Annotated in this window: 22 protein-coding genes and 20 tRNA genes; 3 read left to right on the top strand and 39 right to left on the bottom strand. The window is 31.3% G+C overall.

The window, feature by feature from the left end:
- Nucleotides 1–116: 116 nt before the first annotated feature.
- Genes KPL38_RS00005 through KPL38_RS00015 form a run of 3 tightly spaced genes read right to left on the bottom strand, consistent with a single transcriptional unit; the run spans nucleotide 117 to nucleotide 3,010 of the window.
- Nucleotides 117–491, bottom strand: coding sequence for a hypothetical protein (locus KPL38_RS00005; protein WP_216285298.1), 375 nt, complete (start codon nucleotides 489–491; stop codon nucleotides 117–119).
- Nucleotide 492: 1 nt separating this feature from the next.
- On the bottom strand, nucleotides 493–1,929 hold the full coding sequence (locus KPL38_RS00010; RefSeq protein WP_216285299.1) for a tyrosine-type recombinase/integrase: 1,437 nt from the start codon (nucleotides 1,927–1,929) through the stop codon (nucleotides 493–495).
- Nucleotides 1,919–3,010: a tyrosine-type recombinase/integrase gene (locus KPL38_RS00015; protein WP_216285300.1), complete on the bottom strand. Its 1,092-nt coding sequence runs from the start codon at nucleotides 3,008–3,010 to the stop codon at nucleotides 1,919–1,921. The genes KPL38_RS00010 and KPL38_RS00015 overlap by 11 nt, the downstream gene beginning before the upstream one ends.
- A 394-nt stretch (nucleotides 3,011–3,404) precedes the next feature.
- Between KPL38_RS00015 and KPL38_RS00020 the strand changes: the two genes are divergently transcribed.
- On the top strand, nucleotides 3,405–3,935 hold the full coding sequence (locus KPL38_RS00020; protein ID WP_216285302.1) for a CDP-alcohol phosphatidyltransferase family protein: 531 nt from the start codon (nucleotides 3,405–3,407) through the stop codon (nucleotides 3,933–3,935).
- 298 nt (nucleotides 3,936–4,233) lie between these two features.
- Here KPL38_RS00020 and pyrE read toward each other — a convergent pair whose 3' ends face one another.
- The 31 genes from pyrE to KPL38_RS00175 form a co-directional block, all read right to left on the bottom strand.
- The gene (pyrE, locus tag KPL38_RS00025) at nucleotides 4,234–4,800 is read right to left on the bottom strand and encodes an orotate phosphoribosyltransferase (RefSeq protein WP_216285304.1); all 567 of its coding nucleotides are present in this window, start codon (nucleotides 4,798–4,800) and stop codon (nucleotides 4,234–4,236) included.
- Between the two features lie 41 nt (nucleotides 4,801–4,841).
- Nucleotides 4,842–5,738 carry a dihydroorotate dehydrogenase gene (locus KPL38_RS00030; RefSeq protein ID WP_216285306.1) on the bottom strand — a complete coding sequence of 299 codons (897 nt, stop codon included), beginning with the start codon at nucleotides 5,736–5,738 and terminating at the stop codon, nucleotides 4,842–4,844.
- Nucleotides 5,731–6,462, bottom strand: a complete 732-nt coding sequence (locus KPL38_RS00035; protein WP_216285308.1) for a dihydroorotate dehydrogenase electron transfer subunit — start codon at nucleotides 6,460–6,462, stop codon at nucleotides 5,731–5,733. Before KPL38_RS00035 ends, KPL38_RS00030 begins: the two co-directional genes overlap by 8 nt.
- A 45-nt stretch (nucleotides 6,463–6,507) precedes the next feature.
- Nucleotides 6,508–7,374, bottom strand: coding sequence for an orotidine-5'-phosphate decarboxylase (gene pyrF / locus KPL38_RS00040; protein WP_216285310.1), 867 nt, complete (start codon nucleotides 7,372–7,374; stop codon nucleotides 6,508–6,510).
- Nucleotides 7,375–7,397: 23 nt separating this feature from the next.
- A complete protein-coding gene (locus tag KPL38_RS00045) occupies nucleotides 7,398–8,615 on the bottom strand; it encodes a dihydroorotase (protein WP_216285318.1) in 1,218 nt (405 codons plus the stop codon).
- A 61-nt stretch (nucleotides 8,616–8,676) separates the two neighbouring features.
- Nucleotides 8,677–9,111, bottom strand: a complete 435-nt coding sequence (locus tag KPL38_RS00050) for an aspartate carbamoyltransferase regulatory subunit (protein WP_216285320.1) — start codon at nucleotides 9,109–9,111, stop codon at nucleotides 8,677–8,679.
- Nucleotides 9,111–10,037: an aspartate carbamoyltransferase gene (gene pyrB / locus KPL38_RS00055; protein WP_216285321.1), complete on the bottom strand. Its 927-nt coding sequence runs from the start codon at nucleotides 10,035–10,037 to the stop codon at nucleotides 9,111–9,113. Before pyrB ends, KPL38_RS00050 begins: the two co-directional genes overlap by 1 nt.
- A 453-nt stretch (nucleotides 10,038–10,490) precedes the next feature.
- Nucleotides 10,491–10,970: a hypothetical protein gene (locus tag KPL38_RS00060; RefSeq protein ID WP_216285322.1), complete on the bottom strand. Its 480-nt coding sequence runs from the start codon at nucleotides 10,968–10,970 to the stop codon at nucleotides 10,491–10,493.
- 279 nt (nucleotides 10,971–11,249) lie between these two features.
- Nucleotides 11,250–11,326 (bottom strand) — tRNA-Arg (locus KPL38_RS00065).
- 53 nt (nucleotides 11,327–11,379) lie between these two features.
- Nucleotides 11,380–11,453: transfer RNA gene (locus KPL38_RS00070), tRNA-Gly, on the bottom strand.
- 7 nt (nucleotides 11,454–11,460) lie between these two features.
- Nucleotides 11,461–11,535, bottom strand: a tRNA-Gly gene (locus KPL38_RS00075).
- A gap of 26 nt (nucleotides 11,536–11,561) precedes the next feature.
- A tRNA-Leu gene (locus KPL38_RS00080) sits at nucleotides 11,562–11,646 on the bottom strand.
- A 15-nt stretch (nucleotides 11,647–11,661) separates the two neighbouring features.
- Nucleotides 11,662–11,737, bottom strand: a tRNA-Lys gene (locus KPL38_RS00085).
- 85 nt (nucleotides 11,738–11,822) lie between these two features.
- Nucleotides 11,823–11,898, bottom strand: a tRNA-His gene (locus KPL38_RS00090).
- An 83-nt stretch (nucleotides 11,899–11,981) separates the two neighbouring features.
- A tRNA-His gene (locus tag KPL38_RS00095) sits at nucleotides 11,982–12,057 on the bottom strand.
- 4 nt (nucleotides 12,058–12,061) lie between these two features.
- Nucleotides 12,062–12,138: transfer RNA gene (locus KPL38_RS00100), tRNA-Arg, on the bottom strand.
- A 31-nt stretch (nucleotides 12,139–12,169) separates the two neighbouring features.
- Nucleotides 12,170–12,243 (bottom strand) — tRNA-Gly (locus KPL38_RS00105).
- Between the two features lie 13 nt (nucleotides 12,244–12,256).
- A tRNA-Pro gene (locus tag KPL38_RS00110) sits at nucleotides 12,257–12,332 on the bottom strand.
- Nucleotides 12,333–12,345: 13 nt separating this feature from the next.
- Nucleotides 12,346–12,421: transfer RNA gene (locus KPL38_RS00115), tRNA-Lys, on the bottom strand.
- Between the two features lie 5 nt (nucleotides 12,422–12,426).
- Nucleotides 12,427–12,503: transfer RNA gene (locus tag KPL38_RS00120), tRNA-Arg, on the bottom strand.
- A gap of 7 nt (nucleotides 12,504–12,510) precedes the next feature.
- Nucleotides 12,511–12,585: transfer RNA gene (locus KPL38_RS00125), tRNA-Gly, on the bottom strand.
- 26 nt (nucleotides 12,586–12,611) lie between these two features.
- Nucleotides 12,612–12,696: transfer RNA gene (locus KPL38_RS00130), tRNA-Leu, on the bottom strand.
- 15 nt (nucleotides 12,697–12,711) lie between these two features.
- Nucleotides 12,712–12,787: transfer RNA gene (locus tag KPL38_RS00135), tRNA-Lys, on the bottom strand.
- Nucleotides 12,788–12,791: 4 nt separating this feature from the next.
- Nucleotides 12,792–12,866 (bottom strand) — tRNA-Gln (locus KPL38_RS00140).
- Nucleotides 12,867–12,873: 7 nt separating this feature from the next.
- Nucleotides 12,874–12,949 (bottom strand) — tRNA-His (locus KPL38_RS00145).
- 4 nt (nucleotides 12,950–12,953) lie between these two features.
- Nucleotides 12,954–13,030: transfer RNA gene (locus tag KPL38_RS00150), tRNA-Arg, on the bottom strand.
- A gap of 35 nt (nucleotides 13,031–13,065) precedes the next feature.
- Nucleotides 13,066–13,139: transfer RNA gene (locus tag KPL38_RS00155), tRNA-Gly, on the bottom strand.
- Between the two features lie 13 nt (nucleotides 13,140–13,152).
- Nucleotides 13,153–13,228 (bottom strand) — tRNA-Pro (locus KPL38_RS00160).
- Between the two features lie 146 nt (nucleotides 13,229–13,374).
- The gene (locus KPL38_RS00165) at nucleotides 13,375–13,845 is read right to left on the bottom strand and encodes a metallophosphoesterase (protein ID WP_216285323.1); all 471 of its coding nucleotides are present in this window, start codon (nucleotides 13,843–13,845) and stop codon (nucleotides 13,375–13,377) included.
- 66 nt (nucleotides 13,846–13,911) lie between these two features.
- On the bottom strand, nucleotides 13,912–14,508 hold the full coding sequence (locus KPL38_RS00170; RefSeq protein WP_216285325.1) for an XTP/dITP diphosphatase: 597 nt from the start codon (nucleotides 14,506–14,508) through the stop codon (nucleotides 13,912–13,914).
- A 75-nt stretch (nucleotides 14,509–14,583) separates the two neighbouring features.
- Nucleotides 14,584–14,844: a hypothetical protein gene (locus KPL38_RS00175; protein ID WP_216285326.1), complete on the bottom strand. Its 261-nt coding sequence runs from the start codon at nucleotides 14,842–14,844 to the stop codon at nucleotides 14,584–14,586.
- Nucleotides 14,845–15,047: 203 nt separating this feature from the next.
- Between KPL38_RS00175 and KPL38_RS00180 the strand changes: the two genes are divergently transcribed.
- On the top strand, nucleotides 15,048–16,433 hold the full coding sequence (locus KPL38_RS00180; RefSeq protein WP_246577739.1) for a hypothetical protein: 1,386 nt from the start codon (nucleotides 15,048–15,050) through the stop codon (nucleotides 16,431–16,433).
- Between the two features lie 182 nt (nucleotides 16,434–16,615).
- On the opposite strand, the gene KPL38_RS00185 is transcribed toward KPL38_RS00180, so the two are convergent.
- The gene (locus KPL38_RS00185; RefSeq protein WP_216285328.1) at nucleotides 16,616–18,214 is read right to left on the bottom strand and encodes a peptide ABC transporter substrate-binding protein; all 1,599 of its coding nucleotides are present in this window, start codon (nucleotides 18,212–18,214) and stop codon (nucleotides 16,616–16,618) included.
- 232 nt (nucleotides 18,215–18,446) lie between these two features.
- On the opposite strand from KPL38_RS00185, the gene KPL38_RS00190 reads away from it, so the two are divergent.
- Entirely contained in the window at nucleotides 18,447–18,716 is a 270-nt protein-coding gene (locus KPL38_RS00190; protein WP_216285329.1) for a hypothetical protein, read from the top strand.
- 84 nt (nucleotides 18,717–18,800) lie between these two features.
- Here KPL38_RS00190 and ligA read toward each other — a convergent pair whose 3' ends face one another.
- The 4 genes from ligA to secG form a co-directional block, all read right to left on the bottom strand.
- A complete protein-coding gene (gene ligA, locus KPL38_RS00195; protein WP_216285662.1) occupies nucleotides 18,801–20,795 on the bottom strand; it encodes an NAD-dependent DNA ligase LigA in 1,995 nt (664 codons plus the stop codon).
- A gap of 336 nt (nucleotides 20,796–21,131) precedes the next feature.
- Complete coding sequence (gene pcrA / locus KPL38_RS00200) at nucleotides 21,132–23,393, bottom strand: DNA helicase PcrA (RefSeq protein ID WP_216285330.1); 2,262 nt, start codon at nucleotides 23,391–23,393, stop codon at nucleotides 21,132–21,134.
- A 250-nt stretch (nucleotides 23,394–23,643) separates the two neighbouring features.
- Complete coding sequence (locus KPL38_RS00205; RefSeq protein WP_216285331.1) at nucleotides 23,644–23,946, bottom strand: YerC/YecD family TrpR-related protein; 303 nt, start codon at nucleotides 23,944–23,946, stop codon at nucleotides 23,644–23,646.
- Nucleotides 23,947–24,091: 145 nt separating this feature from the next.
- Nucleotides 24,092–24,322: a preprotein translocase subunit SecG gene (gene secG, locus KPL38_RS00210; protein ID WP_216285333.1), complete on the bottom strand. Its 231-nt coding sequence runs from the start codon at nucleotides 24,320–24,322 to the stop codon at nucleotides 24,092–24,094.
- Nucleotides 24,323–24,341 lie beyond the last annotated feature (19 nt).

The raw sequence follows: 24,341 nt of genomic DNA on the forward strand, positions 1-24,341 counted from the left end.
TGGATTCAAAGTTGCAGCATATAACTTTAAAAAGTTACTAATTAGCTTTCTTAAAAACACGGCTACCGCCTTAGTTGAGTTTTTTATTGAAATTTTCATATTAATTTACAATATTTTCAAGAGGCATAGCCTAAAATTTGAAATAGCTTAACTCCTACCGGAGAAAATATAGCTTTTTGTGGCTTAATCATTATATTATTCAAATTGCAATACTTAACAAATGTAGGTAAATGTGATTGGATTTTATCCCTCGCTGATTGTGGTTTAATCTGACCTAATTTATGATAAGTATAAAGTTTAACAGTAAATTTAATATCTTCATTTTCTATATAATTAAAGTTTATTTTCTTTTTACTATCTACAGTTGTTTTAGCCTTTATAAAAGGTGACAAATCCCAGATATCATCAGTAAATTTAGAATTTCCAATGGTTATCTTGCTATAATCAGTTTCATTAGTTATTACTTGTAGTTGCAACTTCTCCATTACCATCTTATAACTCCTCCAATCTTACTATAATCTCTTTTAGAATTTCAATAGTAGGTATGAAATGTTCTGCATAATGGTCGCCATATATATTATCTTCTAATTGTTTTTCTAACTCTTCTAAATGGCTTTTATGAGCCTGTAAATATTCTGGAGTAGTTACATATCTGCCACAGGTATAACATTTTTGTCTTTTTAATAACCTATTGCAAATTTTTCCATCAGAACAAGGCTTAGTACAATAGCCGTCTTCCATTCTCGCTTTATTATCTTTGTTTTCATTAAACCATTTAAGTTCTTGATTATCAGTTATAACTGTTTCGTCAACTTTGTTGATATTACCGATAATACCTATAGTTTTGAAAACTTCGGCTCTTTCTTTATCCTTGACATCAGCATAACTTTGCTTTGTTGTGTTAGATGATGAGTGTCCTAATACATCTCTTATAACCGTTATATCAGTTCCTTTAGATAACATATCAGTAGCAAGTGTTCTTCTGAACTGGTGGGATGTAAGGTTATATAATTCGCCGTTGGTATCTCTAATATCATTATTTTTAATGAAACCTTGAAACCACCATTTAAAGGTTTGAAGCGCGATTATATTAATTTCTCCAATTTTATTTGATATAGTATTAGCACTTTTTATTTTGGCTATAAACAAATAATCTTTAATATTATCATCACCCTGTTCTCTTAATTTCTTAGAATACTCAGTTAACTTTTGAACTGCGATAGCACATTCATTAGTTATTGGCATTGGCTGTCTTTCTTTTCTACTTTTATGGTCGTACCAAGTTAATGTATAACCACTAATTAAATGTGGCTTCACGCACTCAGTAGTTAATTTAAGCATATCTCCAATTCTCATTCCTGTTGATTCGAGAATGATTATTCCATATTTAATATAAGGATTTTTCTCATTTTTTAACGCTATATTTATCTTACTTAATACTTCATCAGGAATAAAATCTATTTTAAGTTTACTATTTATTCCGACATATTCATTACCTGTAAAAATTTCTTTTTTAGGAACTTCATTGGGCATATACAATTGTCCCCAATAAATAATAGATTTTAAAATATCTAAATGTTTTTTTTGAGTCCCATATCCTAAAGGCTTATTGGTCTTATTTGAAATAGTAGTTTTTAGATAAGATATAAACATATCTATATGATTATTATCCAAATCCTTTAAATAACTTATATTATTTATAATTGCAAAAACGTTAAATGTTTTAAAAGTAGTATTATAGTTATAAAGACTATACAATGTTTTATTTACTTCTCTGTAATTTCTCCAAATATAGGCTTTAAAAACATTCTTAATACTTTCACTTTCTATATAAGAAAAATCAAACTTAAACTTCCTTCTATAGTGTTGTGAATTATTATCATTATCTATTAATTGCCATACATCACCTTTAGGTATATTAATTGCCATTTGCTCCACCTCTAAACATAGCACTCTTTTTCCAATAACTACCTAAACTATCTTCAAGATATTTTTTAGATATATGAGTATATTTTTGGGTAGTGGTTACATGCTCATGCCCTGCAATTATCATAACAACACTTATATCTATACCATTCTCAACTAAATGAGTTATAAATGTATGTCTTAAATCATGGAAATTAAAGTATATTTTTGTTTTTCTTTTTACAGTATTAAACACTTCGTAGATTCCTCTATAAGTTAATGGCTTCCCTAAATTTTGCTTTTGTTGAGCTACGAATATATAGCTATGCTCAGTATCGATATTATTTCTTTCCTCCATTATGAAAGTATCTATTTCTTGAACCAAAGCCGTTTGAATATATAAATTTCTTCTTTTCCCCTTTGATTTAATATTTTCTAATATTTCAAGTTCTTTAGACATATCTGGATAAGGTATATCTTGAATTTGAAGGTCTAAAACTTCACCAACTCTTGCTCCTGTAAAGTACATTATTTTAAATATTAATTTATCCCTCCGAGTTGGAAGAGCATTTAAAAATGCCTCTGCTTCATCATCTTGGACAAGGTAAAAAGTTTCTTTGCTTTCCTTAACCTTAAATATTGATTGCTTAGTCTTATTATCACTTCTTGCATGATGTAAAAGATTCTTGAACATATTAAACGGTCTATTAATATCATCCATTATAATAGGATTATCAATTTCATTTATCATTCCACAATACTTATAGAAGTTATATATTGTACTTAATATTCTATTTATAGTTTTTGCTGTTCTTTGACTTTCAGTATAAATACTAACTATATCATCTGTGCCATTAGGCTCTCTAAGATACTCTATAAATTCACCTATATTATTAGGGGTTATCTCGCTATACTCATATCCTTTCTTATTCAAGAAATTCCAGTATATCTTCAAATCTGTTCCATTTGCCTTTAATGTATTTAATGCCATATCTTTTAATCTTTTGTATTTCAAGTAATTATATACAGGTTTAACTATTCTCATTTTATTATCTAATAAAATAACCATGTCTTTCCCTTTGTTCTGAAAAATGCTTAATTCCATCTCATAAGTACCTCCTATACACTATTTATATGACCAACAAGCTATAGTTACATATTATCAACATAGCATAACTTATACAATGGTAATATATAGCTTATTAATATTGCATTATAGGGGTGGTACTTACCACCTTATCTGTCAACTAAATATTCTCTCTAATACGTCTATATCACTACCAATGATTATAGTTATATTAATATTTACTAACTATACTATAATCACTAAAGATAACATATTAATTCACCTCATATTTGTAAAACTTTAATAAATTTTGCTTATTAATTATATCATAAGAACTGCATTATTTAACAAAACTATAATTTCTACCAAACTGTAAATCTCCCTTACACCTAATTTAATTAAAGCATGGTATAATTATAATAAAGGTGATGATATGAAATCAATACCAAATTATATATCGTTTAGTAGAATATTTTTTTCTCTAGTTTTGATTTTGGTTAAGCCATTATGCCTAACCTTTTATGTAATATATATTGTTTGTGGACTCAGTGATATTCTGGATGGATTTATCGCAACAAAGACACTAACAACAAGCACACTTGGTGCAAAGCTCGATTCCATAGCTGACATGATAATGATAGGTGTATTATTATTTATACTTTATCCCATAATAAATCCTTCACCTAAAATCATAATCTGGGTTATTTCAATAGCTATTGTTAGATTTGCATCTATGGCTACAGCCATGGAAAAATACAGAACATTTGCAAGTCTTCACACTTACGCAAACAAAATCACTGGCATAGTTTTATTCATATTTCCACTAATGCTCCCCTATGTCCGTACAAATGTATTGATGTATATGCTTTGTGCTATAGCAAGCGTGTCAGCAATCGAGGATTTGATTATTCAGTTGACCTCAAGTCAACTTAACTTAAATAAACAAAGTATATTTAGAAAATGAGTACAATTATTAGATGTGGTAATTACTATACTAAAAATACAAAATGTTTTTGTATCTCCATTTTATAAATTTTAATTTATAATATTGTAAGCCTCCATTTGGAGCTTACCTTCACACATATTTTTCGAAAGATACTCCCACTCTCTCAGTGAACTAATCACTTTTTTCTTCTCGAATGCTAACAAAAGTATATATTACGCAAAATGCGTTCGAACAAATTTTAGAATTACACGGTAACGTGAGCGCATTTAAGCAATATATACTTTTAGTTATAGCCTTCGCGAAGAAAAGGGATACCTTATTTTATATTTCTGCTTCCAGGTTTTATGTAAGGTGTTCCCTCTTTGCATAATGGGCAATTTGTTGGATCAAAGCTTTCGATATCAAGTTTTATAGCACTGTATATAGGGTAATCTAGACTACTACTTCCTCTATCAACAATGCAACATATACCAACAACTTCGGCACCAAGTTTTTTTAAAACTTCTATTGTTTCTAAAGAAGATTTACCAGTAGTAACAACATCCTCTGTAATTAAAACTTTTTGTCCCTTTTTAATTTCAAATCCACGCCTAAGTTCGAAGGTGCCGTTTACTCTTTCAGTAAATATAGCAGGTTTTCCTGTTTGTCTACCAACTTCATAAGCAACTATTATTCCACCCATAGCAGGTCCTACTACAAGATCAAAATCTATGTCATGAATTTTATCAGCTACTATGCTAAGAACCTTGGCAGCCTTATCCGGATACTGAAGCAATTTTGCACATTGGCAATATCTATTACTGTGTCTTCCTGAGGATAATAGAAAATGTCCCTCGAGTAGTGCTCCTGATTCTTTTAATATATCTAAAACATTTATATTCATATAATCTCCTCCTATTTTAAGTACATGGCTCATAAGTTTTCTTATATAATTCCTCTAATTTCACTTAAATCTTTAATACCTTCTTTAATCATATAATTTTCAATTCCCTCTATTATATCAATGCAAACATCCGGTTTTATAAAATTTGCAGTTCCAACTCCAACCGCTTGTGCTCCAACCATTATAAATTCTATAGCATCCTCAAAAGAAGATATTCCACCCATACCTACAACTGGAATATTTACGTTCTTGCATACTTCATGAACCATTCTCAGTGCCATAGGTTTTATAGCTGGTCCTGATACCCCTGCATATATATTATTAAATATTGGTTTACGTTTATGTATATCTACTGCCATTCCTTTAAATGTGTTTACTAAAGATAATGCATCTGCTCCAGCTTCGCAACATTTGTTTGCCATGTCAACTATATCCTCCGCATTAGGTGATAACTTAACCATAAGAGGTTTCTTGCAAATGCTTTTAACCTGACGTACCACATCATATGCTACTTTAGATTTAATTCCAAATGCCATGCCTCCACATAATACATTAGGGCAAGAAATATTTAATTCAAGTATATCTATATCCTCATTGTTTAACCTTTCTATTGCAGCCATATATTCATCGACAGTGCTACCCCCAACATTTGCAATAATAGCTGTATTATACTTAAGCATCATCGGAAGTTCTTTACTTATAAATTTTTCAATACCTGGATTTTGAAGGCCTACGCTGTTAATCATCCCGCCACGAGATTCATACACTCTTATTCCATCATTGCCTTGTTTTTCATTTATAGTAAGTCCCTTACCTGATATTCCTCCAAGTCTTCCTACATCAAAATACTCTTTATATTCCTCACCAAATCCGAATGTTCCAGATGCAGCTATTACAGGGTTTTTTAAAGCTACGCCACATAAGTCTACTTTAGTCATTAAATATCAAATCCTCTCCATTAAACACTGGGCCATCCTTGCAAGTTCTCTTGTTTCCACCCTTTGTTTTACAAGTACATACAAGACAGGCTCCTATTCCGCATGCCATATGACTTTCCATGGAAACATACACTGGTGTTTTTGCATCATTGCACATACTAATAACCTTTTTCATCATAATTTCTGGTCCGCAACAAATGACAGTTTCATATTTTTGTGGATTTATTATATCAGTTATGTATCCTTTGTGACCAATTTTACCACTTTCTGTGGATAAGTTGATTTTATTTACATATTTTTCCACAGAATCCACAGAATAATCCACAGCTTTGAAACCTGCATATAAATCTATTTCACAACTCGTAAGCTTTTTAATCAAATAAACAAGTGGTGCTATACCGATTCCGCCAGATACAACAGCAATTTTGCCTTTAATTTTTTCTATATCAAATCCATTTCCTAAAGGTCCCATTATCTGAAGCTTATCATTTTTGCAAAGTTTACTTAAATGTTTTGTGCCTTGACCTACTATCTGATATAAAAAGCTTATTTTCTCATCATCCACATCATATACACTTATAGGTCTTGGTAATAGTGGCTCCATTTCCCCACCCTTTAACATATAAAATTGACCTGGCTTTACGTTAAATTTACCCTTAATAGAAAGCTTATACACACCTTCACTTATCAAAACATTTTCATATGTATTCACGACTGAGAACATAAAATAATCACCTCCAATATTTTATTATAGATTATAGATTATAGATTATTCAATAGTAGCTTTTCTTATTGCATCTCTCATTTTTATTGTCTCTTTCCTAGCTAATTGATCAAAGTGAGCTCCACCATTCTCTACCTTTTTATATGCAAGTAGAATACTTCTAGAAGCATTTACCACTCCACCATTTCCATTTTTCAAATATATAGCTACATCTTTCGCAGCTCCACCTTGCGCCCCATAACCTGGTATCAAGAAAAACATATTTTCAAGATCTTTTCTCATCTTTATTCCATCATCTATGTGAGTACAACCGACAACACCACCTACGGAGCTATATCCACATTCTCCAATAAATTCTTCACCAATTTTTAATAACTTCTCGCCAACAACATCATATACCCTCTTGTTTTCTTTGCTTTCTATATACTCTATATCCTCTGCACCTTTGTTAGAAGTTCTTACAAGTGAAAATAATCCTTTTTCATTGTTTTTTATATAAGGAAGATATGGCTCTATACTATCCATCCCCATATATGGATTGACAGTTATAAAATCACTTTCAAAATCTCCTTCAAAATGAGCTTTAGCGTACATTTGTGCAGTTTTTGCAATGTCCCCTCTTTTAATATCTGCTATTGCTAAACATCCTTTATTTTTTATATAATTTAGAGTATCTTTATATACTTTTAAACCTTTTAGTCCAAGAGCTTCATAATATGCAATCTGAACTTTATAACAAGCTGAAACATCATATGTAGCATCAATAATCATTTGATTAAATCTAAGTAAAGCATGTTCATCATGCATAAATTTATTTCTAAATTCAACAGGTAAATAACCCAAATCTGTATCAAGTCCTACGCATACGTGACCATTTTTTTCTACACTTTTAAACAATCTATCTATAATCAATCATCATCACACCTTTTTTTGTTTTATTTGCATATCCACTCTTCGCTTGTTCCATCTTTAGCTTTATAAATTACTTTTCCAGCCTTGATGGTGCATATTACTTTACCTTGTACAGTCTTTCCATCAAATGGAGAATTAACCCCTTTAGATAAAAACTTAGATGCATCAATTTTATACTTAGATTTAATATCTAATAATACAAAATCTCCATCAAAACCTATCTTAATTTCACCCTTGTTAAGTTTCATTATTTTAGCTGGGTTTTTTGACATTAATTCAGAAAGTTTGTTTATAGTAATATGCCCTTCTCCTATAAGTTTAGTGTAACATACAGGAAATGAGGTTTCTAGGCCCGATATTCCCGGAGACCCATTTATTTTGTCTTGAACACTATGTGGTGCGTGGTCAGTAGCTATAACATCCACAAAACCATCTTTTATGGCTTTTATTAAAAAATTTACATCCCCAACTTTTCTTAAAGGTGGATTAACTCTATACTTTGTTTCCTCTGTTAATGCTAAATGATGAGGAGTAACTTCGCATGTTACAAGCCCCCCCTGCTGTTTTCCCTTTATAACATAATCCATTGCCTCTTTTGTACTAACATGAGCTAAGTGAAGTCTGCAACCTGTAAATTTCGAAAGGGTTACATCTCTCCATGTCATCATATTCTCAGCAAGTCTTGTATCAATCTCTACTAATTCTTCATTTTCAGCATGAGATATAATTGTTAAATTCTTCTCTTTGGCTGCAACCATAGCTTTTAACATTATACGGCTATCAGAAACACCCTTACCATCATCTGATATAAATCTTACTGCAGTGGTTAGTTGCCATAAATGCTCAATAGACATTCCTAGAAGATCCTGAGTAATAGATGCACATTGATGAACGTCTACTAATCCAATTTCCTCACATTTTTTAAGTACCTTATCTATTATGATCATTGAACTGCATACTGGTTTTGTATTTGCCATTAGATTTACTGCAGTATAGCCACCACGAACTGCTGCCCTGCTCCCTGATAACAAGTCTTCCTTATATGTATATCCCGGTTCTCTAAAATGACTGTGAAGATCTACAAAAGAAGGTGCTAAAACATACCCCTCTCCGTCTATTACCTCACAGTCTTTTTTTAAATTTTTTCCTATTTCATATATTATACCTTTTTTTATATAAACATCACCAATAAAATCCTGGGATGAATCAATTACTCTAGCATTTTTTATTAATAATTCCATTAATTTACCATCCTTTCACACTCAATTAATATCTACTACTATAATTTAGTTATGGGATTTATTATGATATATTATTTGGGTTATTAATCTCATCACAGTACATACATCTATATTCGCCCTTTTCTCTATTAGACAAATAAAAACTATGTTTAATCTCTTGTTCTGTAGATGTAATACATCTTGGATTTACGCATTTTATAACATTCTCAATCTTTTCTGGCAATTTCAATTTAATTTTACTTATAATTTTTTCTCCAGTTATTATATCTATTGTTATGTTAGGATCTATAAAACCTAAAACTGTAAAATCTATATTTATTTCATTTTCTATCTTAATTATATCTTTATGTCCAAGTTTACCACTAGGTGCATTCATAATAAGTGCCACTGTAAAGTCCGCATTATCAAGTCCTAAATAATTGAATATTTTAAGCCCTACACCTGCTTTGATATGATCTATTACTATTCCTTTTTTTATACTATTTATGCTTACCATTATTTATCTACCCCCAAAAGTTTAGCAATAAGTGCCATTCTTGCATACATTCCAAATTTTGCTTGTCTAAAATAACACGCCCTTGGATCAGTATCTAATTCTACAGCTATTTCATTAACTCTAGGTAGTGGGTGAAGAATTATCATGTCTTTCTTAGCTTTTAACATTTTTTCTTTGTTTAATATATAAATATCTTTAAGTCTTATATAATCTTCCTCATTAAAAAATCTTTCTTTTTGAACTCTAGTCATATACAAAATATCAAGTTCTCCAATAACCTCTTCTAATTTTTGGACTTCACAAAACTCTATATTATTTTTCTCAAGCACTTCTTCTTTAATATATTTAGGAATTTTTAATTCGTTTGGTGCAATAAGTACAAACTTTATATTTTCATATCTTGACATGGCTTTAATTAATGAATGCACTGTTCTACCAAACTTTAAATCGCCACAAAACCCTATAGTTAAGTTTGACAATGTTCCTTTAATATTTCTTATAGTCAAAAGATCAGTAAGAGTTTGAGTTGGATGTTGATGACCACCATCGCCTGCATTTATTACTGGCATTTTAGAGTTCATAGCGGCAACCTTAGCTGCTCCCTCTTTTGGATGCCTAATTGCTGCAATATCTGCATAACATTCTACTGTTCTTATAGTATCAGCTATACTTTCTCCCTTTGAAGCCGAACTAGATGCCGCCTCAGAAAATCCTAATACCTGACCTCCAAGTCTTAACATTGCTGCTTCAAAACTTAATCTTGTTCGTGTACTTGGTTCATAAAATAATGTTGCTAAAATTAATCCATCACATATATGGGAAAATTTTTTAGGTTCCTTAATTATCTCATCTGCATAATTAAAAATTTCCTCAAGTTCTTGTAATGATAAATCCATTGGGTCAACCAAATTTCTTCCTTTTAACATTATTATATCCTCTCCTTCTCAGCCTCTCCGGACTAAATTTAAAGGTACTACAGTACTTTTAATATTAAATTTATTTTATACACAAAAAACGCCATCTCTATTACGAGAAGGCGTAGCAATAACACTTTAAACATCTACTTCCTTCTCAGTCTCTCGGGCCAAATTAAAGGTGATTTTTTATTTATTCTTTTATTATATTACTATATATTTTAATTCATGTCAACACAATTGTAATTGATATTAAAAACTTGCTTTATTCATTATGTAAGCCATATTCATTATGTAAGCCTTATGTAACCCAATATATCTTCTATATTCTACAAACTAGTGAGCATTCCTCCAAATCATTCAAATTATTTATATCTTAGTATAAATGTTTTACAAAAGTATTAAGGCAACAATAAATTTTATATTATTGCCGCCTTAATACTTTTAAAATTATGTTTTCAACTTTTAATTTGTTTTAGTACTCTGTGAACTCTTCATAGCTGCCTGAAGATTTTTATTTATTGTAGTAGCTTGAGCTTTAGTAATTACTTTACTAGTAACTAAAACACTTAATTTGGCATTTTTAGAATCTGATTTGCCTGTTGGAACTGAGCCACTTGGTTTTTGATTATCCGTTGGAGGCGTTCCACTTGGTTTTTTACCATCCGCTTGTGATCCGCCACCTGGTGGTGTAGCTTTTACAAGCACTGCTAGCACTTTATCAGATTGAACTTGTGTTATAGTTTTAGCAACAACTAATGCTTTAAGAACATTTGTGTAGGTTGTTTTCATCGCAGTTGAATCGCCTTTATTAGTACTTGCTTTTGGCGTAGTAGTCGATGTTGTTGTAGACGCAGCAGTTGTTTTTGAACCACATCCAACAAGCATCCCCATAGTAATAGTAGCAGCCATTAATATTGATGTAATTTTTTTAGTCTTTTTCATTTTGACACCACCTATTAGTTTTTATTTTTTATAAATTGTTTATTAAAAATATGCTAATAGTCATTTAAAATCGATAGGATGTTAATTTTTATACTTATAAATGTTTTAACTTCCTATATATTTATAATAACAGGCAATTATAGAAATATAATCAAATAATTATGTGAACTTTATGGCTTTTGCATCAATATTTTATTTTTTTCTAACATTAGAAAAGTGCGATATAACAAAAATATAGCAAGTTTTACATTTCTGTAAAGCTTGCTATATTTTTGTTTATGGTGCGCCCAGAGGGAGTCGAACCCACGACCTTCAGATTCGAAGTCTGCAACTCTATCCATCTGAGCTATGGGCGCATATTAAAACAATTTTTAAAAAGTCTTTAGTATAAATACTAAAGACTTTTTATTGGAGCGGGTAGAGGGAATCGAACCCTCGTAATTAGCTTGGAAGGCTAACACTCTACCATTGAGTTATACCCGCAAATTTCTGGAGCGGAAGACGAGATTCGAACTCGCGACGTCCACCTTGGCAAGGTGGCACTCTACCGCTGAGCTACTTCCGCATATGCTAATTGTTACAAATAGTAATTGGTGCAGGTGAAGGGAGTTGAACCCATACACCCGAAGGCGCAAGATCCTAAGTCTTGTGCGTCTGCCAATTCCGCCACACCTGCATATTATTACTATTTTGGTGGCTTACCGGAGAATCGAACTCCGGACACCATGATTAAAAGTCATGTGCTCTACCAACTGAGCTAGTAAACCATATTATTGTAACATTATAAGTCAAATATAAGATTAAATAATTAAAGAGTCCAATGCCTTACTTTTATAACATCAAATTCTTTAATGGGGTGGACGATGGGGCTCGAACCCACGACAACCAGTACCACAAACTGGCGCTCTACCAACTGAACTACGTCCACCATATGAAAAATTTTAAATTATCAAAATATATAAAGTTCAGATTCTAATTTATTACCTTTTTTATCTAAATTCAAACTTATAATGGGGTGGACGATGGGGCTCGAACCCACGACAACCAGTACCACAAACTGGCGCTCTACCAACTGAACTACGTCCACCATATGGTGCGTCTTAAGGGATTCGAACCCCCGGCCCACGCCTTAGAAGGGCGTTGCTCTATCCAACTGAGCTAAAGACGCATAAATGATTTAATATATCTATTAAAATGTTTGGAGCGGGTAGAGGGAATCGAACCCTCATAATTAGCTTGGAAGGCTAACACTCTACCACTGAGTTATACCCGCATATCAATTTAAATGGTCGGGGTGACAGGGATTGAACCTGCGACCTCATGGTCCCAAACCACGCGCGCTCCCAGCTGCGCTACACCCCGGCATATATTAAAATGGTGCGACATCGGGGTCTTGAACCCCGGACACCCTGATTAAGAGTCAGGTGCTCTACCAACTGAGCTAATGACGCATATTTGGTGCGTCTTAAGGGATTCGAACCCCCGGCCCACGCCTTAGAAGGGCGTTGCTCTATCCAACTGAGCTAAAGACGCAAGTTTCTGGAGCGGAAGACGAGATTCGAACTCGCGACGTCCACCTTGGCAAGGTGGCACTCTACCGCTGAGCTACTTCCGCATATGTTAATTATTATAAATAGTAATTGGTGCAGGTGAAGGGAGTTGAACCCATACACCCGAAGGCGCAAGATCCTAAGTCTTGTGCGTCTGCCAATTCCGCCACACCTGCATATTATTACTATTTTGGTGGCTTACCGGAGAATCGAACTCCGGACACCATGATTAAAAGTCATGTGCTCTACCAACTGAGCTAGTAAACCATAATGGCTGGGATAGCAGGATTTGAACCTACGAATGCCACAGTCAAAGTGTGGTGCCTTACCGCTTGGCGATATCCCAATGTAAATGGGGTGGACGATGGGGCTCGAACCCACGACAACCAGTACCACAAACTGGCGCTCTACCAACTGAACTACGTCCACCGTATGGTGCGTCTTAAGGGATTCGAACCCCCGGCCCACGCCTTAGAAGGGCGTTGCTCTATCCAACTGAGCTAAAGACGCATAAATATTAATGATTTATTAAGCATTAATATATTTGGAGCGGGTAGAGGGAATCGAACCCTCATAATTAGCTTGGAAGGCTAACACTCTACCACTGAGTTATACCCGCATATTAATTTAAGTGGTCGGGGTGACAGGGATTGAACCTGCGACCTCATGGTCCCAAACCACGCGCGCTCCCAGCTGCGCTACACCCCGATATTCATTAAATGCCCACAAAAATACATTTAATGCCCTAAATCAACTTTGTCCTCATAAATATTCAAATTCAATGATTATTTTCTGACAACATGGATTATTTTACACCATATACATTAATACGTCAATACTTTTTTTAAACTTTGCTAAAACCTTATTATATTTGGTTCTATGCTCTCTTTCTCTATGCTTATAATAGCATAGCTCCGAGCCCCATCTCTTGGAAGCGATGCACTGCCTGGATTTATATACCATATACCCTCTAAAAAATCTATTTTTGCAATATGTGTATGCCCATATAAAACTATGTCAGCACCTGTTTCTAAAGCCTTGTATCGTAATTTAGTCAAATTTTCTTTTACGCCATATCTATGTCCATGAGTTACAAAAATCCTTTTTCCACTAACTTCTTCTACCCTATCATTAGGCACTATTGTAGAAAAATCACAATTACCTTTTACATTAATTATTTTCCCCTTGTAAAACTTTTGTATTATTAATATGTCATCTACATTATCGCCTAAGTGAATTAACACATCTACTCCACTCACTTCATTCTCTAACCTTTTTATGCTACTTACAATCCTATGTGTATCGCTTATTACACCTATACGCATAATAAATCACCCTCTTCATTAATAAAATGCAAGGCATCATTTTTCTTAGATGCCTAATAATATATTCTACATTAATTTTTTAAGTTCATCTTTTAATTTATTTAATGCTCTTCCTCTATGGCTTATAGCATTTTTTTCTTGCTTGCTCATTTGTGCAAAGGTTTTATTATATTCTTTAATGAAAAACAAAGGATCATACCCAAATCCTTCATCACCTCTAAATTCTGATGTAATTGTCCCACAAACTTCACCTTGAACCTTTATTACATTATCCTCATCAACTATAAGAACCATAGCGCAAACAAATTTAGCTTTCCTTTGTTCATCTTTTGCACCACCTAGAAGATACAACAATTTTTCATTATTTGCTTTAGTATCCCCATGAACACCCGCAAACCTAGCTGAGAAAACACCTGGTGCTCCATTTAGCGATTCCACTGATAAACCTGAATCATCGGCAAGTACCATGTTTCCGTCAGCTATTTTATAAATTTCATTAGCTTTTAGGTATGCATTATCCATGAATGTACTTCCTGTTTCTTCTACATCAATATTAATATTCGCGTCCTTTAATGATACTACTTCAAAAGGAAATTGTGATAGAATTTCCTTTATTTCTATAATCTTATGTTCATTATTGCTAGCAATTATTATTTTTTTCATAATTATCCTCCTCACATCTGTTTTAGTAAATAATAATTAATTATTGTTACTTCATTTCTGTTAATTTAACTAGTATTATATACTAAATAATTCATCTCTAGTAGGTGGTAAAACATCTTTTTCAATTTTATTTACTGCTAATATCTCCTTAGCCTCCGTTATCTTGCCTATTATAATAGTTCGTACACCTTTAATTATTCCATACATAGAATTTGTTACAAGTTCTTCTGCTCTATGTTCTTTCTTAACAACATTAATGCTATTTGCATAGTCTTTAGCCCTCTGCATCTCTTCTTGAATTAGAACCTCTTCTACCCTATATAAATGATTGCTCATGACAATCATAGTTTCTTTTATACATAATAATTTAATGCCAATAATATCACCGCAAAGTTTTGCACCTGAATTATTTGTTTTAAGTCATTCCAACTTAGTTTTTCAATTTTTATTTAAATTCTTCATTCCTATTTTCACAAAACAAGCACATTTTATTGAATCTAATCATATTATCTATATAAGGACTAATATATGGTGGTGATATGTTGAATTTTTTAGGACCTTTTTTAAGGATCAATACATTAAACAAAAATAACATAAAAAATCAATTTTTCTACTTATCAAAAGAATCATTAAGGAATATAGTTTTTGAGTCCAAGTGTGGAGTATATATTCCTGCACATGATTTAAAATCTAAAAGTCTTTCTAAGATTGATATTAACACAATTAAATTAAATTCTCCACTTTTGTGTATTTACAAAAAAGCAGATGCAAAATTAAAGTTGAAAGAAGGCGCATTAAGTTGGAATGAAAGCAAGTTAAAAAAAGAAATTACTATTAACGGCAATGCATTTATGACTTTATCATTATTAGAATTAGTAGATTATTATAGTAGCTTTAAAAATATTGATGATAATAAATATGCTCTAAGCTCTCTTTATCTTAATTTATGCAAAGAACAATTAGAGTTCTATGCTTCATATTTTCGTAATAAAGATGGGTTATTTGTAGACAAAAAAGATTTAACTGACCCTATGCAAAAAGAATTTACTTTTGAAAATAAGAACAATAAATTCAAATTTTCTGATCAAGCTTTTATGATGGCTGCTTACTTTAAATATTCTTCTTATGATACAGGCAAAAATGAACATGAATACGAAAAATTTTCACTAGATATTTTAAACATGTTTACTCAATATAAAGAAGAAATTTACAATGTTTCTTTTGAAGAACTTAACAAGATATGCTTAGCTCTAAATATTTTTTATAAATACTCAGGCCTTGAAAAATGCGAAACCTTATTGTTAGATTTTTTAGATTTGCTTGTCGAACAATATAATACTAAACCAACTTTAATTATTAATGCTAAATTAGACCATTGCTGTATTCTTTTTATAAATTGCATGCTTATGTATAATAATAGTTCCATGCTTAAATTTAAAGATACTAGCGACGATTTACATGAAAAGCTTTTAAAATTATATGATAGTGAAAAAGGTGTCTTAGTAAAAGAAAGTTCCGAAAAGGAAATAAATTATACTTCTGATGAACTCATACTATATATGTATGGCCTAATGTTATATTCCGATTTCAATAATTTGGAAGATAATTCACCAATGTTACAAGATATTTTTAAAAATCAAATTTTAGACTCCGGAATAATCTTAAGTTGGCCTGATTCTCCATCACTCGATGACACAGAACATTATAGAGATTTCTCACTAAAAACAGAAGATTTATTACAAGACAATGATTTTAGAATGCCAGAAGTACCAACCCCTGATAACAATGAGTTAGCTTCTGTATTTATTAAAAGTGTAGTATACAATAAACGAAAAGAAAGCTTTAAGCAAAGTAAATCATCTTTTGATAGTAGCAAAAACATGTTTATATTTTTCATAGCTACATTCTTTCGCAATCAAAAATAATACATGATTTGAATTTTTCTCTTTTGTTATGCTATAACTAAAAGTATATAATACTCAAAATATTTTCACCTCACCAGATGGTTCTAGCATCTGTTTATAAAATAGATGTTAAAATTTCTAAGCAAAGTGAAAGTATTTCTAAAAATATATTCTTTTGTTATATCATAGTTTAAGAGAAATTTTTATTTTACAACCATATTATTATCTTTATAAGCATAATTAAAAATTAGGTTTCCACTTTTAGTAGTGTATATATCTTTTACATTTTGTTTTTTACAAATGACTGTATTAGCAATGTACACAGGAATACATGGCAAATCCTCTGCAAGTATTTTCTGCGCCTGATTATATATTGTTATTTTATTTTTATTATTACTCTCCTTCAATGCTTTAGCTATAATTTTATCATAATTTTCACTCTTATACCCATAAAGATTATCTTTTGAATTTGTTGTCCATTTCGAAAAAAATTTATAATTATCTCCGTATTCTTCATCATTTTTTTGAAATGCTACGTCATAATTTCCTTTTGAAATTATTTTATTAAACTCATCTTCTGTATATCCAGTGCAAACTACATTTACGCCTAAATATTCTTTAATACTTTTAGCTATTTCATTGCTTATCTTAGTATCAAAATTTTCATTCTCATATACCATATTTAAACTTTGATCTTTTACATAATTACTTTTTTTCAAATATTCTAAACCCTTAATTTTATTTTTGTATGCATTAAATATCAGCTTACCATTATCATCATTAGAACTAGTAAATGGTGTATAATTCATTGTTGGTACCGCCATATCTTCTGATACAGTTTCGATAATTAAATCCCGATCTATTATTGAAGCAATTGCATTTCTAAAACTTACATCTATTGATTGTTTATTTTTAATATTAAAATTCAGATAATACATACTTTGTGTTGGTTTAATTTCGGTTTCCTTTTCCTTGCTAAGTGAACTTACTTCACTTACTGGAGGACTTACTAATACATCAATTTTTGAAGTATCATTTTCCCCCGCTGTTTCAAAATTCGCTAAAGCTTTCTCTTCATCATCAATGGATGTAAATATCATTTCATTACTAACAATATTACTAACACCCCAATACTTTTGATTTTTTACAAGTGTTATTTCCCCTTTTTTATTTATGTCTTTTATAGTAAAAGGGCCACTATACTTGATTTCATTGAAACTATCTTTCCAGTTTTTCATATCCATATTGTTTTCTCTTAAGGTAAAAATTGGGTTGCTAAGAGTTTTTATAAAGTAATCATTTGGACTATTTAGTCTTATTTTCAATGTTAAATCATCCTTTGCCACAATTCCAACTTTGTCGAACCCTACTTTTCCTAAACTAAAATCATTAGCACCAAATATACAATATAATTGATCTACAAAAACGTTTTTCTTTTCCAATAAGATATCATGAAAAAGTCTTACAAAATCTGTAGCTTTTATATCTGTACCATCACTGTAATGTAGATTTTTTCTTAATTTAAAAGTGTATTCTATTTTGTCTTTTGAAATCGAATATTTTTCAGCCATAGCCGGCACAATTTTTCCTTCTTTATTTTCTCTTACTAATCCTTCAAAGAGAGCTAATAATAGATCTTTTTCACGAACATCATTGTTATCTAACATCAGTAAATCTGATGGTAATTTTCCTACATTATACACTAAATATTTTCTAGATGTTGGTGACGTTACTTTTTTTTGAATACACCCGTTACCGAGCATCATAATAAAAATTAATGTTATACATAATAACTTTTTCATATTTACCTCCATCTTAGGTACAAAAAAATAAGTAGGAGTAAGTATCCTAATTTATTTTATTCTTCCATATTAGGAGTATTAACTTTTAACAAACGAAATAATCAAATATAAAATAATATATTAAGAAGTTTTTCACTTACAATATGTCTTAACTTTTACAATTTTATTATGTTATAATGTAATTATATATTTACAAAATTTATATGTATAGAAAGTATCGGAGGCATTGTCCATGTTAACTACAACTGTTCAAATAATTGCTATCCTCTCAATGTTTGTTTTTATGTTTATTGGGATATGGGGTTTTATTTTATTAATAAAAATATTCAATCAATTAAGATACAAAAATTATTTAATGGAACAACTTATACAAAATACATCAAATTTATCTTCAATACATGAAAATAATGAATCCTCAGAAAATAATCAAGGAATTCAAAATGTTTCTAAATTCACTGAGAAAGAAATATTGGATCTTAACATAAAAAAAGACGCCATTTGACGTCTTTTTCTTTTCCAATATAATGAATGCTCTAATGCAAAATGTTGCTTACGCAAAAACAAGTTGTATGCTAAAGTTTATTATTTATTTTAACATATTTACTAATTCTTCTTCAGATATAACTGTAATTCCTAGCTCCTCCGCTTTTATAAGCTTACTTCCAGCATTCTCTCCCGCTAAAACGTAATTTGTTTTTTTAGAAACAGAGCCTGATACCTTTCCACCATGGCTTTCTATCATTTCTGTGGCCTCACTTCTGCCTATTGTAGCTAATGTTCCAGTTACAACGAATGTTAGTCCATCGAACTTATCATCGCCCTTACTGACTTCCTCTACAGCCATATTAACTCCATAATCTTTAAGTCTTCTTATTACTTCTTTATTTTTATCATCTTCAAAAAATTTCAATATACATAAGCCACTTATTTCACCTATGTCAGAAACATCTTGTAGCTCTTCTAAAGACGTATTTTGTAAGTCTTCAATAGATCTATAGTGTTTCATTATACTTTTCGCTGCTACCTTTCCAATATTCGGAATTCCAAGTCCTGTAAGTAGCAGATGTGCTTCATTACCCTTTGACTTTTCTATAGCTTCTAATAACTTATCTGTGTTTCTTCCTTTTCCAATTACACCTTGCTCAATAAGTTCGCTCCGGTAATTAGACAAGGAATATATATCCGCAATATCTTTGATGTATTTTAAACGAATAAGTTCCTTAACATATGTGCTGCCAAAACCTTTTATGTCCATAGCCGTCCTACCAACAAAATTAATGATACGTCTTTCTAATTGGGCCAAACAATTAGGGTTTACACATTTGATGTCAGCAGTATCTTTTACGCGAACTGTAGGTGTTCCACAAACTGGGCATATTTCAGGGATTTTAAATTCCTTTAATCCCTCAATACGTTTTTCTTTCACTACAGACTTAATTTTTGGTATAATCTCTCCTGACTTGTAAACAACAATTATGTCTCCAATCCTTATATCTAAATCATCGATAAAATCTTGGTTGTGAAGAATTGCTCTGGATACAGATGTTCCGCATAAACGAATCGGCTCAAATATTGCTGTAGGAGTAATTCGTCCTGTTCTTCCCACTGATACTTCAATATCGATTAATTTTGTTTCTTTTTCTTCTGGAGGAAATTTATAAGCTATCGCCCATTTGGGAACTTTTGAAGTATTTCCAAGCTTTTTTCTATCTTCCAAATTATCAATTTTAATAACAACTCCATCAATATCGTATGCTAAGTTTCCTCTTTGCTCCCCGATAGCTATGATAGTATTCCACACTTCATCAGCCGTTTTGCATTTTACATAATTCTCAATAACTTTTACACCTTGTTTTTTTAACCATTCATAACTTTGTGTATGTGTTTTAAATTCAATTCCTTTGGTATCTTGAACATTAAAAATAAATAGAGATAATTCTCTTTCCTTTGTTATTTTACTATCTAATTGTCTGAGTGTTCCTGCAGCACAGTTTCTAGGATTGGCAAATATCTTTTTCTCTAATATCTCTTGTTGCTGATTAACCTTGTCAAACGCAGCAGTTGCCATGTATACTTCACCACGGATTTCAATATAAGGGATTGGATCTTTTAGTTGCTTTATAACATCCTTAATTACTTTAGCATTTTCAGTAACATCCTCCCCTTGAATAATACCGTCACCTCTAGTTACAGCTACAGTTAATTTGCCATCTACATAACGCAGTCCCATTGACAAGCCATCAATTTTATGTTCAACTACAAATGTTGGATCATCTAGTTCTTCAATCATTCTATTTACATAAGAATAGATGTCTTCTTTTGTAAATACATCTTGCAAACTGAGCATTGGCACATTATGTTTTACCAATACCCCTGCTTTTCTTTTAGCACTTCCACCTACTACTATAGTTGGTGAATCTAAAGTAACAAGTTCTGGATGTTCTTTTTCCATTTTTTTAAGAGTAAGCATTAATTGGTCATATTCATAATCAGATATTTCTGGATCATCTTGATTGTAATATCTATCACTATGATACTTAATTAGATCTCTGCATCTATTAATTCTATCTTCTACATTCATCATATCCTTATTCTCCTATCCCTTAAGATGTTTCTTTACTTAAAAACACCCCTTATCAGATACTACTGGACTATCTAACACATGATACCCAATCGCATACATATTAAAGAAGCTTTACTAATTCCTACATACTTTTCCATTAAGTCAATACGCAACTTAAGGCATTTTAAATAAAACGACTAGCACTTTCACTAATTATTTTATCCAATATGCCTTAATAACATTCATGATGCTAAGCAGCATTCAGTATGCTCAAGTAGCTTTCACTAAGCACAAGTCACAATTGTCATACATATAAATAACAAGTAATCATGACTAGTCATATTTTAATATAATTTATAATATTTCTAGTGGTGCTTTATCTAATATCAGTTTTTTTATTCCCATGTTATCGAATGCTATCGAAACCATAGTGTCACCGCCAGAATCTGAAGTTGATACTATGGTACCTACCCCAAATTTGCTGTGCCTAACTTTTCTACCTACTGTAGCTTGTTTATGCATAGCAACATCAATATTTGCATTCTGACCAGGTGAATTACTTCCTTGTGAAGTAGCTGATACATAATCTTGTGGTGCAGTTTTACTTAGAAGACCATGAGAATTATATTTTGGTGGTCGCTTACCATTTTTTCTCTTTAATACCTGAACAGTCCTATTTTTACCGCCTCCAATAATTTCTTTTAAATCCGGAGAAATTTCGCTGATAAAATCAGATGGTTGGTATCCAACATTTCTTCCAAACACCATTCTGCTTTCTGCAGATGTTATATAAAGTTTTTCTTCCGCTCTAGTTATAGCAACATAACATAGTCTCCTTGATTCTTCCATTTCAGTAGGATTGTTTAATGATGACATACCTGGGAATATACCATTCTCCATTCCAACCATAAATACTACTGGGAATTCTAACCCTTTCGCACTATGTACCGTCATCATGCCTACAGTATCTACATCCTCATCAGGATTATCTGTACTCGATCCTAAACTTACTCCTTCTAAAAATGTTAAAAGTGATTTATCTTCAGAAGTTCTTTCGAATTCTACAGCATCTGATACTAATTCTTTTATGTTTTCAACCCTGCTCTCATCCTCTGGTTCCTTAGAATTTTCTAATTGTTTTAAATATCCTGTATCCTCTATTATAGTCTTAATTAAAGCGGACACAGAAACCTCTTCATTTTTAGCCATAAAATTATTCATAAGACTTACAAACTTGCTTATAGATGACTTATTTCTAGTAGTCAATGTAGGTATAAATTCCACATCCAAAGTGGCACTATATAAACATTGGTCTATTCCATTCGCAAATTCTTGAATTTTTTGAATAGTAGCATCGCCTATATTTCTTTTAGGTACATTTATAATTCTTTTTAAAGCTATATCATCAAGTGGATTATTAATAAGCTTTAAGTAAGCCATTATATCCTTTATTTCTTTTCTATCATAAAATTTTAATCCTCCAACTATCCTATATGGGATTAAATGTTTTCTAAAACTTTCCTCAAAAATACGTGATTGAGAATTCATCCTATATAAAATTGCAAAGTCTTTATATTTGTAGCCTTTATCAGCCGCCATTAATGTTTTAATTTGGTTTGATACAAAATTTGCCTCATCTCTATCTGTAAATGCTCTATACAAGTCTATTTTTTCTCCAAAATCTTTTTCAGTCCTTAGATGTTTATCTTTTCTTTGGGAATTATTTTTTATGACTTCATTTGCTGCCATAAGTATATTTCCTTTAGACCTATAGTTTTGCTCAAGTTTTACAACCTTTGCTTTTGGATAGTCTTTTTCAAAATCTAAAATATTTGTAACATCTGCACCTCTCCAAGCATAAATACATTGGTCATCGTCCCCAACTACACATATATTTTTCCTCTCGTCTACCAAAAGCTTTATGAGCTCATACTGTGCTTTATTTGTATCTTGATACTCATCTACCATAATATATTTGAATTTTGAATGATAAAATTCCAAAATATCTTTATTATTTTTAAGCAAATCAACAGCTTTAAAAATCAGATCATCAAAATCTAATGCATTATTCCCCTTAAGTTTTTTTTGATAAAGAAGATATACATCAGCAATTTTATTCATTCTATAATCGCTTTCATTCTCTTTCTTGTATTTATCAGGAGAAATAAGTTCATTTTTAGCATTAGATATTTTATTTAAGATTTCTGAATCCGTCAAATCTTTATCATTTATATCAAGTTGTTTCATGCATTGCTTAATCAAACTTTTTTGATCATAGCTATCATATATAGTAAAATTTTTATTATATCCTAGCTTGTCTATCTCCCTTCTTAAGATTCTAACACAACTTGAATGAAAGGTAGAAATCCACATATTATCAGCTACTTTTCCTACAAGCGCACGCACTCTGTCCTTCATTTCGCCAGCTGCTTTATTAGTAAAAGTTATAGCTAAAATTTGAGATGGATATATAGATAAATCTTCTATCATATGTGCAATTCTATAAGTTAATACCCTAGTCTTTCCAGAACCTGCGCCAGCGAGTATTAATAAAGGCCCATCAACTGTTATCGCAGCCTCGCACTGCTCTTTGTTTAGCAAATTTTCTAAATCCATGAAACCACTCCTTATATATTATATTAATACTAAATTCTCTAGTATTACGTTAGATGCATATATCATTATTACTATTTATCTTTAAGGCATAAGCATACCTTTAATTATATCACACAACACAAAAACTTAATTGATTTTAAAAATATAGACGGTTAATATATATTCACTCTTTTATCATTAGTTTAATTGAGTAAATATAAATTAACCGTCCTCTATATGTACATCTATAACACACATCAAGCATGCAGACTTATTTCTTTAATTTCAAACGATCTAATATAAGTTTATATCCATCACTACCATAATTTAATGCTCTGTTTATTCTACTTATAGTCGCGGTACTTGCCCCTGTTGTGCCTGATATATCCAAATATGTTCTTTTATCTGATAACATTTTTGCTACTTGAAGTCTTTGCTCAAATGCCTTAATTTCATTTATAGTAGATATGTCCTCAAAAAATCTATAACACTCTTCCTTTGTTTTTAAACTTAAAACACCCTCGAATAGAAAATCCATATCCTTGCTTTTTAATTTAGAACTGTACTCGCTCATTCCTTTTCACCTCTAATAATCATATACTATTTAAAATTAAAAAATATATAGAAAAATGCAGTTTATCAATTTGTACTAAATAAACTGCTGTGAAACTTAAAATATTTATTTGAATGCTCTTAATATTATAACATGGCTAAATATATTATTTAACTGTGTTTAACAGTAGCGTTATTATTGCAAAACAAATTGCTGAAATCGCTGTAACTCGTGCCAACATTGCTTCTGCAGTTTTTGTTTTATTTTTAGCAAAAAAAGTTTCAGAAGTTCCTCCTATAAGACCACTCAATCCGTCCGTCTTACTAGGTTGCATCATAACTGAGACAAGTATAATAATTGAAGTTATAACCTGTAAAACCACCAAAAAACTATGCATGTGTACACCCCCGTTCATC

Origin of the sequence: Clostridium psychrophilum, assembly GCF_018861705.1 — a bacterium.
Lineage (GTDB): Bacteria > Bacillota > Clostridia > Clostridiales > Clostridiaceae > Clostridium_AD > Clostridium_AD psychrophilum.

Coding starts and splice junctions, on each gene's coding strand:
- KPL38_RS00005 (WP_216285298.1), bottom strand. CDS start 491: ATGGTAATGGAGAAGTTGCAACTACAAGTAATAACTAATGAAACTGAT.
- KPL38_RS00010 (WP_216285299.1), bottom strand. CDS start 1,929: ATGGCAATTAATATACCTAAAGGTGATGTATGGCAATTAATAGATAAT.
- KPL38_RS00015 (WP_216285300.1), bottom strand. CDS start 3,010: ATGGAATTAAGCATTTTTCAGAACAAAGGGAAAGACATGGTTATTTTA.
- KPL38_RS00020 (WP_216285302.1), top strand. CDS start 3,405: ATGAAATCAATACCAAATTATATATCGTTTAGTAGAATATTTTTTTCT.
- pyrE (WP_216285304.1), bottom strand. CDS start 4,800: ATGAATATAAATGTTTTAGATATATTAAAAGAATCAGGAGCACTACTC.
- KPL38_RS00030 (WP_216285306.1), bottom strand. CDS start 5,738: ATGACTAAAGTAGACTTATGTGGCGTAGCTTTAAAAAACCCTGTAATA.
- KPL38_RS00035 (WP_216285308.1), bottom strand. CDS start 6,462: ATGTTCTCAGTCGTGAATACATATGAAAATGTTTTGATAAGTGAAGGT.
- KPL38_RS00045 (WP_216285318.1), bottom strand. CDS start 8,615: ATGGAATTATTAATAAAAAATGCTAGAGTAATTGATTCATCCCAGGAT.
- KPL38_RS00050 (WP_216285320.1), bottom strand. CDS start 9,111: ATGGTAAGCATAAATAGTATAAAAAAAGGAATAGTAATAGATCATATC.
- pyrB (WP_216285321.1), bottom strand. CDS start 10,037: ATGTTAAAAGGAAGAAATTTGGTTGACCCAATGGATTTATCATTACAA.
- KPL38_RS00060 (WP_216285322.1), bottom strand. CDS start 10,970: ATGAAAAAGACTAAAAAAATTACATCAATATTAATGGCTGCTACTATT.
- KPL38_RS00165 (WP_216285323.1), bottom strand. CDS start 13,845: ATGCGTATAGGTGTAATAAGCGATACACATAGGATTGTAAGTAGCATA.
- KPL38_RS00170 (WP_216285325.1), bottom strand. CDS start 14,508: ATGAAAAAAATAATAATTGCTAGCAATAATGAACATAAGATTATAGAA.
- KPL38_RS00175 (WP_216285326.1), bottom strand. CDS start 14,844: ATGAGCAATCATTTATATAGGGTAGAAGAGGTTCTAATTCAAGAAGAG.
- KPL38_RS00180 (WP_246577739.1), top strand. CDS start 15,048: ATGTTGAATTTTTTAGGACCTTTTTTAAGGATCAATACATTAAACAAA.
- KPL38_RS00185 (WP_216285328.1), bottom strand. CDS start 18,214: ATGAAAAAGTTATTATGTATAACATTAATTTTTATTATGATGCTCGGT.
- KPL38_RS00190 (WP_216285329.1), top strand. CDS start 18,447: ATGTTAACTACAACTGTTCAAATAATTGCTATCCTCTCAATGTTTGTT.
- ligA (WP_216285662.1), bottom strand. CDS start 20,795: ATGAATGTAGAAGATAGAATTAATAGATGCAGAGATCTAATTAAGTAT.
- pcrA (WP_216285330.1), bottom strand. CDS start 23,393: ATGGATTTAGAAAATTTGCTAAACAAAGAGCAGTGCGAGGCTGCGATA.
- KPL38_RS00205 (WP_216285331.1), bottom strand. CDS start 23,946: ATGAGCGAGTACAGTTCTAAATTAAAAAGCAAGGATATGGATTTTCTA.
- secG (WP_216285333.1), bottom strand. CDS start 24,322: ATGCATAGTTTTTTGGTGGTTTTACAGGTTATAACTTCAATTATTATA.